A 12,001-nucleotide genomic window follows, 5' to 3' on the forward strand; every position below is an offset into this window, starting at 1 on the left:
TGCAGATTTCTAAGGGGATCCTGCTTGCATCTGTCAGGTTTAATCCATACAGTAATGAAAAAATAACTAAGAAGTACCCAGAATGACGATAAAAGACACACAATTGAGTAAGGAAGAACAGCAACGCCAGGTTGCACAATGGCAACACGCATCGTTGCAGGCCGCTCAGAAACACCTTGCAGAAAAGGGCATACTTGGCATGAGTATTCTTGCCAAAGACTCGCGCGTTTTGCCACCCGTTTGTGGCATCTGGAAAATTAAAGACAACAAAGGTAAGAGCTACTGGGTTATATCAGGCAAAGTGCCAACCGATACCATGCCTGTTAGCGGGGCAGCAGACGCCCGCTCTGCTCTCAAGCACTTTTCCTATCAGTGGCAAATTAAAGCAGATAAAATTCTGAGCGCGGAACACGTTGACCAGACGCAGAGCGAATACGCTAACATCCTGATCCGCCACGCTCATGGCTTGTATGATCTGGCAAACAAAGATCAGCTATGGGCTAATGCAGCATCGTAAACGGCTCCGAATTCATTTCTTTCACCGGGCATTTCATCCTTTGTCTTGGAATGCCTGCTTCCATAAATACGCTGCCTTGTTTCGAAAAGCCCGACTTCAAAAAGGCAGGTACTTCGTCCAAAATACATTGCACAAAGACATTCTCATACCCTTTTTGCTCTGCCAACACACTGAGAAAGCCGATCAAAGATTGGTACGCTTCTCGGTTTCTGTGTGCGCGGATGATAGCAATCCTGCTGATCAAACCATCACAACATAACCTGCCGGTTCCAATCGGGCATTGATTTTCGTCCCGCACCAGCACATGCTCTGCAGTTTTGTCATGTTGATCAAACTCTACTTCTTTTGGAAGGTGAAGCTCGTAAACGAAGACCCGTTCACGGATTTGGCGCAGTTGTCCCTGAGTTTTTTGCCAACTCACTTTATCGACGTGGTAATTCATGATTGCCTCGCATCAAACATCATAATCACGCCTGACCAAGGGACCAGTCTGTGCTCTTTATTGTTAGGGCAACGACCTTGCCGATGCCCATTATTGTGTGACTAACCCTTAGATTCAGGTAATTACACCCAGTCCTCAATGTAAAAGGACCCATCGTTTATAAGCGTAGTTAAAGTTTGTTTAAATTCCAAACAGTCAATGCAGTCTAATAATGCAGATATGGGGGTATTGTTTTGATCTGTCAGCTTTTTAACCGCTGGTAAGACCTCTAAAGGCAAAGCAAAATTTTGTCCGTTCACGCTCAGAAGTACGGCCTGCGTTGTCACCTGGTACAAAGCTCTGACACCGCCAGACCGTACTAGAATATCTTCAGGCGTAATATCTTCCAGCAAGGACTCCGCAGAAAGTGGTGGATCCAATGGCGCTAAGTCCATCTCGTGTTTTGGTTCACTCAGTGTGCGTCCGAGCCACTCGTCGAATATCTCACTGTCGTGTAATACGGACTCTAACATGGTGCGGATCTTACCCTTATCCTGGCTACTGATTTCACCCAGGGAATCACGTATTGTCAGATCCGGGTCGTTGTAACGCTGTGTCCCCTGTTCTGAGTCAATCAAATGATCGGCGAGGCTGGACAGTAAGTCTTTCTGGTCCGGTGCTCTGAACCCGACGGAATAGTTCAGGGCATTTTCAACCGCATACCCTTCGTGAGGGCAGCCGGGTGGAATATATAAGATGTCCCCGGGTTCCAACTCTGCATCTATGATGGCTTCAAACTGTTCTACCTGCAACAAGCTCTTGTTTTGAGCAAATTGCTTCAGGCTTGCGTCGGGCATACCGACACGCCAGCGTCGTTTGCCCTGGCCCTGAATAATAAATACATCATACTGGTCCAGGTGCGGACCAACGCCGCCCCCGGGCGTTGAAAAACTGATCATTAAGTCATCTATTCGCCAGTTTGGAATAAACCGAAAGGGTTCAAGTAATGTCGCCGCCTGAGGATGCCAATGGTCAACCGCTTGCACCAGTAAAGTACTGTGTTGCTCAGTAAGCAAAGAGAAGTCATCAAACGGACCATGATGCGCGTCCCAGTGATTGTTATGATTAGTGACAATACGCGACTCAATGTTTTCTTCCATTGCCAGACCGGCCAGCTCTTCCGGCGATAGCGGATCGCTAAAGTCCTGAAAACCTTGTTTGATAAGTAGCGGTTTTTTCTGCCAATACTGAGTAAGGAAAGCTGCCTCGGTGAGGGCATTGAGAGATAGCTGATACATAAAGGGCTCCAATAAAAAAGCGAAAGTTCGGCACTGCGCCGCAACTTTCGCTTCTCAGACTTAGGTGAGATTAACTCAGTTTAGTTTAGCTCATCGATAAAGGCTTCGGCGCGGCCAATGTAGTTGGCAGGCGTCATTAGCTTCATGTCAGCTTTTACTTGCTCTGGCAGGTCTAAACCATCGATAAACTCAGCCATGATCTCCTGGTTTACGCGCTTGCCACGTGTCAGCTCTTTGAGCTTCTCATATGGTTTTTCGATACCATATTTACGCATTACTGTCTGGATTGGCTCTGCAAGTAGCTCCCAGTTGTCATCCAGCTCAGCCAACAGACGATCGGCATTGACTTCCAGCTTGCTGATCCCTTTAAGTGTCGCCTGGTAAGCGATCAGGGTATAACCCATACCAACACCCAGGTTACGTAGTACAGTTGAGTCAGTCAGGTCACGCTGCCAGCGAGAAACCGGTAGCTTTTGTGCAAGGTGAGTGAAGATAGCATTGGCAATGCCCAGGTTGCCTTCTGAGTTTTCGAAGTCAATTGGGTTTACTTTATGCGGCATGGTCGAAGAGCCGATTTCGCCTGCAATGGTTTTTTGCTTGAAGTGGTTCAGTGCAATGTAGCCCCACACGTCACGGTCAAAATCGAGCAAAATGGTGTTGAAACGTGCCACTGCATCGAATAGCTCAGCGATGTAATCGTGCGGCTCAATTTGTGTAGTAAACGCATTCCAGGTCAGACCCAGGCTAGTGACAAACTGCTCTGCATGCGCGTGCCAGTCATAGTCTGGGTATGCGCTCAGGTGAGCATTGTAGTTACCTACGGCGCCATTAATTTTGCCCAGGATCTGAACGTTGGCGATTTGCTCGCGCTGACGTTGCAGGCGTACATAGACGTTAGCGAATTCCTTACCCATAGTTGAAGGAGAAGCAGGCTGACCGTGGGTACGGGTCATCATAGCGACCGATTTATATTCAATTGCTTTTTCTTTAATGGCAGCAAGTAACTTATCGCAGTAGGGCAGTAGTACCTGGTCGCGTGCTTCACTGAGCATCAGGCCATGCGATAGGTTGTTAATATCTTCTGAGGTACAGGCAAAGTGAATGAACTCGTTAACAGCCTGAAGCTCAGCGTTGTCGGCCACTTTCTCTTTTAACAGATACTCAACGGCTTTAACGTCATGGTTGGTGGTGCGCTCAATCTCTTTGACACGCTCGGCATCGGCTTCGCTGAAGTTATCAACAATGCTGTCCAGCAGGGCATTTGCCTGCTCACTGAAAGCCGGAACTTCGTTGATTGCAGCGGCCTGGGCCAGGGCTTGTAGCCAACGCACTTCAACGGTTACGCGGTACTTGATCAGGCCGAACTCACTGAAAATACTTCTCAGCTCACTGGTTTTGCTACCATAGCGGCCATCCACTGGAGAGATAGCGGTTAACGCCGAAAGCTCCATAACTTCTCCTAACTAATTGGTTTTTTGAACGATATTTAAATATAACTTTGTGCAGCAGCAATAATTTTCTTCTTAGCAAAGAAGAACTGGCGACGCTTACCACCGAGCTGACGCCACAGCACTGCACTGCGGATCCCGGCCAACAGCAGGGCCCGGATCTGATGTTGTACATTGGATTGTTTGAGTAACTCGGGTTTACCAAAAATTTGAATTTTCGGCCCAACCGGACTCACGACCTGGCTGTAAATATCCGCAAGTGCCCCAATGATTTGCTCATCAACAATGTCGAAATGTTGTAACTGTCTGTCGAGCTGTTCGATACGTTTGCCAAGCTCCGACATCGCCTTGTCATTGGCGGACAGGGCACGCTCCAGCTGCATCAGGCTGCCAACGTATTTAACCATTTCGACGTCTTTTTCACCTTGTGCGCTCAGCTGATCGACCAGTGCGCGACAGCCTTGCTTCACTGCACTGGGATCTTCATAGACATCTTGTGGATTTTTTGGCGATGTAATGGTAATACTTTTTAACAGGCTCTCCGCTTCATGACGATTAAAAGTGCCATAGCGGGCACATTTTTGCACAAGCTTGGCTATCTGACACATGGCTGCCAGCGGGATCACGACTTCACGTTGCATTACTTGATCACCGACTCAATAATACCGCCACCCAGGCAGACGTCATCCAGATAAAATACGGCAGATTGACCTGGTGTTACCGCTTTTTGCGGCTCATCGAACAGTACCCGAGCCATACCATCCTGACCAACCAGCAGGGTACATGGAATATCTTCCTGGCGGTAACGGGTTTTAACCGTACAACGTGTGGTGCCTTGCGGGCCTACTCGATCAACCCAGTGCAACTGGTTGGCGTTGAGTCCATTGCTGAACAGGCGAGGGTGGTTTTTGCCTTGTCCAACGACCAGTACATTGCGCTCCACGTCTTTGTCGACGACATACCAGGGCTCACCTGAACCTTCTTTCATGCCTCCGATCAGCAGGCCTTTGCGCTGGCCCAAAGTGTGATACATCAGGCCTTCGTGTTCACCGACATGATTGCCTTCACTGTCTTCAATTTTGCCTGGCTGAGCCGGCAAGAATTTTTGCAGGAAGTCTTTGAACTTGCGCTCACCAATAAAGCAAATACCGGTGCTGTCTTTTTTGTCGTGGGTGATCAGATCTTGCTCTTCTGCAATACGGCGTACTTCTGGTTTTTCAATATTGCCAACCGGGAACAGGGTTTGTGCTACGTGCTCGTGGCTAAGCGTGTACAGGAAATAGCTCTGGTCTTTGTTGTTGTCCAGTCCGCGCAACATGGCAAACTTGCCATCGCGCTCTTCACGACGCACATAGTGACCCGTCGCAATATAATCGGCGCCCAATGCCTCGGCTGCAAATTCAAGAAATGCCTTAAATTTGATTTCTTTGTTGCACATGATATCCGGGTTTGGCGTACGGCCTGCTTTGTATTCGGCAAGAAAGTACTCGAAGACATTGTCCCAGTATTCTGCGGCAAAGTTGACGGTATGTAGCTCAATACCCAGCTTGTCGCACACAGCCTGAGCATCTTTTAAATCTTCAGCAGCGGCACAGTATTCGTCATTGTCGTCTTCTTCCCAGTTCTTCATGAACAGGCCTTCAACCTGATAACCTTGCTGTTTAAGCAGGTAGGCTGAAACGGAGGAATCTACGCCGCCGGACATACCGACGATGACTTTAATTTGACTGTTATCGCTCATAAACTCGCTGTGTATTTTAATTACAAAAAAGTGAGCTGCATTATAGCATGTAAATCAAGGTGCCCGGAAGTCGCGGGCCGATTAATCACGAGTTTTTCGTGGCCAGATCAGGAGGCTTTCACCACCTTATAGTGGCCATTTTCAATTCCATCCAGTGTGTAAGGTCCTATCTGGTAGCGAATAAGCCGCAGCGTTGGATGGCCAACATGAGCGGTCATCCGTCTAACCTGACGATTGCGACCTTCTGAGATGGTGATCTCGAGCCAGCTGGTTGGAATGTTTTTCCGCTCGCGGATTGGCGGATTGCGTGGCCAAATGGTTGGCGCACAGATCAGGCTGACCTTAGCGGGGCGGGTAGGACCGTCTTTAAGTGTGACGCCGTCACGCAGTGCCTGCAGTGCCGTTTCATCCGGTTCGCCCTCGACCTGAACCCAGTAGGTTTTATCGGTTTTTTTGCCCGGTTCAGTGAGTTTGTGCTGCAAGCGGCCGCAGTTAGTCAGTAACAACAGGCCCTCGCTATCACGATCAAGCCTTCCTGCGGCATAGACTTCTTTGATGTCAATAAAATCGGCGAGAGTTTGACGGTTTTGGTCATCGGTAAACTGACATAAAACATCAAACGGCTTGTTGAACAGTACGACCTTGACCTGATCTGGCGAGAGTCTTGGTTTGATAGTTCGTTTAGAGCCGGGGCGCTTATTGGTAGGGCGCTTAGCATGACCTGGTTTTGCTGTATGTGTTCGGGTTTTCGGGCGCGGAGCGGGCATAATGATGAATTTAGCTAATATTGCAATGGCGGGAGTGTAGCAAAAATTAGCGGCAAATAAAAAAGGTGGCCGTCGGGCCACCTTTTTTTGAACACGTAACGAATTAAGCCATGCTGGCCAGTACGTCGTTAAATGTTTTGCTCGGGCGCATGGCTTCAGCTGCCAGCGCTTCGTTTGGCTGGAAGTAGCCGCCAATATTCATGGCCTGACCCTGCACATCGTTCAGTTCGCTGACGATGGCCGCTTCGTTGTCTGTCAGACCTTTTGCAACGTCGGTGAACTTGGCCTGAAGCTCTGCATCTTGCGTTTGCTCAGCCAGAGCTTGTGCCCAGTACATAGCCAGATAGAAGTGGCTGCCACGGTTGTCCAGTTCTTTCACTTTACGTGAAGGAGACTTGTTCTCGTCCAGGAATTTACCGGTTGCCGCATCCAGAGTATCAGCCAGTACTTGCGCCTTGCTGTTACCAGTTGCCTGGCTCAGGTGTTCAAGAGACGCTGCCAGTGCCAGGAACTCACCCAGTGAATCCCAGCGCAGGTGGTTTTCTTTTTCAAACTGCTGAACGTGCTTAGGTGCTGAGCCGCCCGCACCTGTTTCGAACAGGCCGCCGCCATTCATCAGAGGTACGATAGACAGCATTTTCGCACTGGTACCCAGCTCAAGGATTGGGAACAAGTCTGTCAGGTAGTCACGTAAAACGTTACCCGTTACAGAGATAGTGTCTTTGCCGTCTTTCATACGTGCCAGTGAGAACTTAGTGGCTTCAACTGGCGCCAGGATGTGAATTTCCAGGCCGTCAGTGTCATGCTCTGGCAGGTAGGCATTTACTTTCTTGATCAGTTCTGCATCGTGTGCACGGTTTTCGTTCAACCAGAATACCGCAGGGGTATTAGAAGCGCGTGAACGGTTAACCGCCAGCTTAACCCAGTCTTTGATAGGCGCATCTTTTACCTGACACATACGCCAGATATCGCCTTGCTCAACATCGTGTTGCAGCAATACGTTACCTGCCTGGTCAACCACGCGGATTTGACCCGCTGCAGGTGCTTCGAATGTTTTGTCATGTGAACCGTATTCTTCAGCCTTTTGTGCCATCAGACCAACGTTAGGGATAGTACCCATGGTACGCGGGTCAAATGCACCGTGCTCTTTACAGAACTCGATTGTTGCCTGGTAAACGCCTGAGTAGCAGCGGTCCGGGATCACAAAGCTGGTGTCTTGTTGCTTGCCTTCAGCATTCCACATTTGACCGCTGGTGCGGATAGCCGCTGGCATTGATGCATCGATGATCACGTCACTTGGTACGTGCAGGTTAGTGATGCCACGATCAGAATCAACCATAGCGATGCTTGGACGTACATCATAAACTGCAGCAAGATCGGCTTCGATTTCTGCACGCTTTGCGTCGTCCAGGTTGGCCAGCTTGTTGTACACGTCGCCGATACCATTGTTAACATCTACACCCAGCTTTTCGAAAGTTTCGCCGTGTTTGGCAAATACTTCTTTATAGAAGACTTTTACAGCGTGGCCGAAGATGATTGGATCAGAGACCTTCATCATTGTGGCTTTCATGTGCAGTGAGAACAATACGCCTTTTTCTTTGGCAGCTTCTACTTCAGCTTCCAGGAAGCTACGCAGTGCTTTAACGCTCATGCGTGACGCATCAATGATTTCACCAGCAAGCAAAGGTGTGCTTTGCTTAAGGACAGACACCGTGCCGTCAGTAGCAACGTGCTCGATGCGAACGTCGGTCGCTTCGGCGATGGTTGTTGACTGCTCAGAGCCAAAGAAATCACCTTCGCTCATGCTGGCAACATAAGATTGTGAGTCTTTCGACCAGGCACCCATTGAGTGTGGGTTTTTGCGCGCGTACGCCTTAACAGAGGCAGGAGCACGACGGTCTGAGTTACCTTCACGCAGTACCGGGTTTACCGCACTACCTTTGATTTTGTCGTAAGTTGCTTTGATCTGCGCTTCTTTGTCGTCTTTTGGCTCTTCCGGGTAGTCAGGCAGGGCGTAGCCTTTTTCCTGAAGCTCTTTGATAGTGGCTTTTAACTGGGGGATAGACGCACTGATGTTAGGGAGTTTGATGATATTGGCTTCTGGCGTTTTCGCCAGCTCACCCAGCTCTGCCAGGGCGTCACCAATTCGTTGCTCTTCGCTCAGAAATTCTGGGAAGTTAGCAATGACACGGCCCGCCAGTGAAATATCACGGGTTTCAACTTCAACACCAGCCGCTTTGGTGTAAGCCTGGATAACTGGCAATAAAGAATAAGTTGCCAGAGCCGGCGCTTCATCTGTTTTAGTGTAAATAATTTTTGATGTCATCATCATTCCTAGATAGTTTAGGGCTAAATAGCCGTTCAACAAAGCAAAAGCTTGCTATTCAAGGACGTATCCGCATACACGATCTTTATTCAACCATCAGTTTGTTGACCACAATAAGAGATCATCAAACTGATGGTTGAGCTCGGCATATAGCAAGTTTGTTAGGTATTGTTACTCACAGGCACAATAAAAATATCTAACACACCTGACGCACCTTTTGGCATACCAGATCAGTTGGCTCGTTTGACACCGGCGGGGATTGTATCAACCAAATGACTAAGTCGCTAATGCAATTTAATAAACATATAAAATTTTATGAACTAAGATGGAAGAAATGAGACTAATTGATGAAGGGGATTAAGCGAGCAACAAATGTAACCCGCTTTGAGTGTGCCAAAATATTGCAATCCTACACAACTTCGTCCGCAAGCGGTGCGATGTTGGTAGCGTGCAGGCCTTTGGGACCTTCTTGCAGATCGAATGTTACATCCTGACCAGCTTTAAGCGTTTTGTATCCATCCATTACAATCGTGGAGTAATGGGCAAAGATATCTTCCTCGCTGCCGTCTTCTACGATGAAACCAAACCCTTTGGCATTGTTGAACCATTTGACTTTTCCGCAAGCCATACTTCTACATCCTTCTATAAGTTGACTAAATTAAGTTAATCTAACCTTTGAAATTTGCTAAGCTGCCCATATGATTAATATGTCCAGCTAGGTAAAGACTGTAGTTTATTTGGCCAGACAGTCAAGTTTTTAAAGCGATTTTTTAACAATTTATTTATTTTTCAATTCAAGTTGCTTGAGTTGATAAGACAAGACTATATTTTATGAGTGGGACAAACGAATCTGGTGTGGTTGACGCGGTCCGCGAGGAACAGAAGCAAAAGTTGCAACCGCCGCGCAAGTACAAAGTGATTTTAAACAATGACGATTACACACCTATGGATTTTGTCATTGAAGTTTTAATGACATTTTTCAATATGGATAGCGAAAGAGCAACTGATGTGATGTTGAAAGTACATCACGAGGGAAAAGCGGTATGTGGACTGTACCCTGCCGACATTGCCCATACAAAGGCTGAGCAGGTAAATCGATATGCTCGGGATCACGAGCACCCGCTGCTCTGTAGTTGTGAGCAGGAATGACCTTATATATTCTCGTTGGGGGTTGCCAATGCTAAATAAAGATCTAGAAATTACTCTGAATACCGCATTTCGTGAGGCAAGAAATCGTCGTCACGAATTTATGACGGTAGAACATTTACTGCTCGCATTGATTGATAACCCGTCCGCCAGTGAAGCATTGAACGCTTGTGGCGTTGACACAGAAGGGCTAAAACGGGAACTGTCGGAGTTCATAGATGAGACGACTCCGGTAATTCCAGACCTGGAAGAAGACCGCGAAACACAGCCTACACTGGGTTTTCAGCGTGTTTTACAGCGTGCGGTTTTCCATGTGCAATCATCTGGTCGCAATGAAGTGACCGGTGTTAACGTGCTGGTGGCGATTTTCTCTGAGCAAGAAAGTCAGGCTGTTTATCTGCTGAAGAAAGCAGATGTGAGCCGCCTGGATATTGTTAACTATATCAGCCATGGCATTTCTAAATCTGACGACGAAGCTGAACCGGAAGATAATGAGGAAGTGCATGAAGAAAGCCATGAAACAGCGTCAGAAGAAAAAACCAAACTGGAGAACTTTACAGCTAATTTGAATGTGCTGGCCAAAGCCGGACAAATTGATCCACTGGTCGGGCGCGATCAGGAAGTAGAGCGGACCATTCAGGTCTTATGCCGCAGAAAGAAAAACAATCCACTGTTGGTCGGCGAGGCCGGAGTGGGTAAAACCGCAATTGCCGAGGGGCTGGCTTATCGTATTGTCAATGAGCTGGTACCCGATGTGATTGCTGATGCTGTGGTGTACTCACTCGATATGGGTGCCTTACTTGCTGGTACTAAGTACCGTGGTGACTTTGAAAAACGTTTCAAAGCCTTGCTTAAAGAGTTACAAGCAAAGCCCAATGCTATTTTATTCATTGATGAAATCCACACCATTATCGGTGCGGGGGCGGCATCGGGCGGCGTGATGGACGCCTCAAACCTGATCAAACCACTATTGTCGAGTGGTCAGCTACGCTGTCTCGGTTCAACCACTTACTCTGAATTCAAAAATATTTTTGAAAAAGATCGTGCTCTGGTACGTCGTTTCCAGAAAATTGATATTGTAGAGCCGAGTGTTGCTGACACAGCTAAGATCCTTAGCGGTCTGAAAGAACGTTACGAAGAACATCACGGCATTCGTTATACCCAAAAAGCCTTGAAGGCAGCTGCTGAGCTGAGTGCAAAATACATTAATGAACGGCACTTGCCTGATAAAGCCATTGATGTGATTGACGAAGCCGGCGCCAACCAGCGTCTGTTGCCTGCCTCGCGGCGCAAGAAAACCATTGGTGTTGCAGACATAGAACAAATTGTCTCTAAGATTGCGCGTATTCCGCAGCAGAATGTCTCTTCCAGCGATAAAGAGGTGCTTAAGAATCTGGATCGTAACCTGAAGATGCTGGTGTTCGGTCAGGATGAGTCAATCGACGCGCTGACGTCGGCCATTCGTTTGTCACGCTCAGGCCTTGGCAGTGAGGACAAGCCTATAGGCTCATTCCTGTTTGCAGGACCTACTGGTGTGGGTAAAACTGAGGTGACCAAGCAGCTGGCGAAGTGTATGGGCATAGAGTTCGTGCGTTTTGATATGTCTGAGTACTCAGAGCGCCATGCGGTGAGTCGATTAATTGGAGCGCCTCCGGGCTATGTTGGTTTTGAACAGGGCGGTTTGTTGACAGATTCAGTGATCAAACACCCACACTCTGTGGTACTGCTGGACGAAATCGAAAAAGCCCATCCAGACATTTACAACATTCTGTTGCAGGTGATGGATCATGGCACACTGACCGATAACAATGGCCGTAAAGCCGATTTCCGCAATGTGATTGTAGTAATGACAACCAATGCGGGTGTGCAGGAAACAGTGCGTCAGTCTATTGGCTTCCAGGAGCAGGACCATTCGCACGATGCCATGGTTGAGATCAACAAGGTGTTTACTCCTGAGTTCAGAAACCGTCTGGATAACATTATTTGGTTCAACCACCTTGAAAAAGACGTTATTTTGCAGGTTGTTGATAAATTTATTGTTGAGCTTCAGGCGCAACTGGATAAGAAATCAGTTTGCCTTGATTTGACCAATGAAGCCAGAGACTGGTTAGCAGACATTGGCTATGATAAGTCGATGGGCGCGCGACCTATGGCGAGGGTCATTCAGGATAACCTTAAGAAGCCACTGGCCAACGAGATCCTGTTTGGTGAGCTGGTAGACGGAGGAACGGTTACTATTTCGGTTAAAGATAAGAAGCTGGCGTTTAAGTTTGAGTCCAATGTGGCTGAACCCGCTTAGTATAACGCCCAAACAACAAAAAGCCCGGCACTAGCCGG

11 protein-coding genes are annotated in these 12,001 nt (G+C 47.9%); 3 read left to right on the top strand and 8 right to left on the bottom strand.

What is annotated here, in order from left to right; genetic code table 11:
* The first annotated feature begins 82 nt into the window (after nt 1-82).
* Entirely contained in the window at nt 83-517 is a 435-nt protein-coding gene (locus C3B51_RS13805) for a DUF4826 family protein (protein WP_125719470.1), read from the top strand.
* On the opposite strand, the gene C3B51_RS13810 is transcribed toward C3B51_RS13805, so the two are convergent.
* From C3B51_RS13810 to cspD, 8 genes are all read right to left on the bottom strand, one after another.
* Nucleotides 501-959 carry a GNAT family N-acetyltransferase gene (locus C3B51_RS13810; protein WP_125719472.1) on the bottom strand — a complete coding sequence of 153 codons (459 nt, stop codon included), beginning with the start codon at nt 957-959 and terminating at the stop codon, nt 501-503. The two genes, C3B51_RS13805 and C3B51_RS13810, sit on opposite strands and share 17 nt — an antisense overlap.
* 122 nt (nt 960-1,081) lie before the next feature.
* Complete coding sequence (locus C3B51_RS13815) at nt 1,082-2,236, bottom strand: cupin domain-containing protein (protein WP_130245401.1); 1,155 nt, start codon at nt 2,234-2,236, stop codon at nt 1,082-1,084.
* An 80-nt stretch (nt 2,237-2,316) separates the two neighbouring features.
* Nucleotides 2,317-3,687 (bottom strand): adenylosuccinate lyase, encoded by a 1,371-nt coding sequence (gene purB / locus C3B51_RS13820; protein WP_125719476.1) that lies wholly within the window; start codon nt 3,685-3,687, stop codon nt 2,317-2,319.
* 35 nt (nt 3,688-3,722) lie between these two features.
* Nucleotides 3,723-4,325, bottom strand: coding sequence for a high frequency lysogenization protein HflD (gene hflD, locus C3B51_RS13825; RefSeq protein ID WP_125719478.1), 603 nt, complete (start codon nt 4,323-4,325; stop codon nt 3,723-3,725).
* Entirely contained in the window at nt 4,325-5,425 is a 1,101-nt protein-coding gene (gene mnmA / locus C3B51_RS13830) for a tRNA 2-thiouridine(34) synthase MnmA (protein WP_046003213.1), read from the bottom strand. The genes hflD and mnmA overlap by 1 nt, the downstream gene beginning before the upstream one ends.
* Nucleotides 5,426-5,532: 107 nt before the next feature.
* The gene (locus tag C3B51_RS13835; protein ID WP_130245402.1) at nt 5,533-6,192 is read right to left on the bottom strand and encodes an rRNA large subunit pseudouridine synthase E; all 660 of its coding nucleotides are present in this window, start codon (nt 6,190-6,192) and stop codon (nt 5,533-5,535) included.
* 103 nt (nt 6,193-6,295) lie between these two features.
* Nucleotides 6,296-8,518, bottom strand: coding sequence for an NADP-dependent isocitrate dehydrogenase (locus tag C3B51_RS13840; RefSeq protein ID WP_130245403.1), 2,223 nt, complete (start codon nt 8,516-8,518; stop codon nt 6,296-6,298).
* A gap of 409 nt (nt 8,519-8,927) precedes the next feature.
* Nucleotides 8,928-9,146, bottom strand: a complete 219-nt coding sequence (cspD, locus tag C3B51_RS13845; protein WP_046003210.1) for a cold shock domain-containing protein CspD — start codon at nt 9,144-9,146, stop codon at nt 8,928-8,930.
* A 203-nt stretch (nt 9,147-9,349) separates the two neighbouring features.
* On the opposite strand from cspD, the gene clpS reads away from it, so the two are divergent.
* A complete protein-coding gene (clpS, locus tag C3B51_RS13850; protein WP_046003209.1) occupies nt 9,350-9,667 on the top strand; it encodes an ATP-dependent Clp protease adapter ClpS in 318 nt (105 codons plus the stop codon).
* A gap of 28 nt (nt 9,668-9,695) precedes the next feature.
* Complete coding sequence (clpA, locus tag C3B51_RS13855; RefSeq protein ID WP_130245404.1) at nt 9,696-11,963, top strand: ATP-dependent Clp protease ATP-binding subunit ClpA; 2,268 nt, start codon at nt 9,696-9,698, stop codon at nt 11,961-11,963.
* Nucleotides 11,964-12,001: the final 38 nt, after the last annotated feature.

It is taken from the genome of Pseudoalteromonas rubra, assembly GCF_004212645.1.
Lineage (GTDB): Bacteria > Pseudomonadota > Gammaproteobacteria > Enterobacterales > Alteromonadaceae > Pseudoalteromonas > Pseudoalteromonas rubra_G.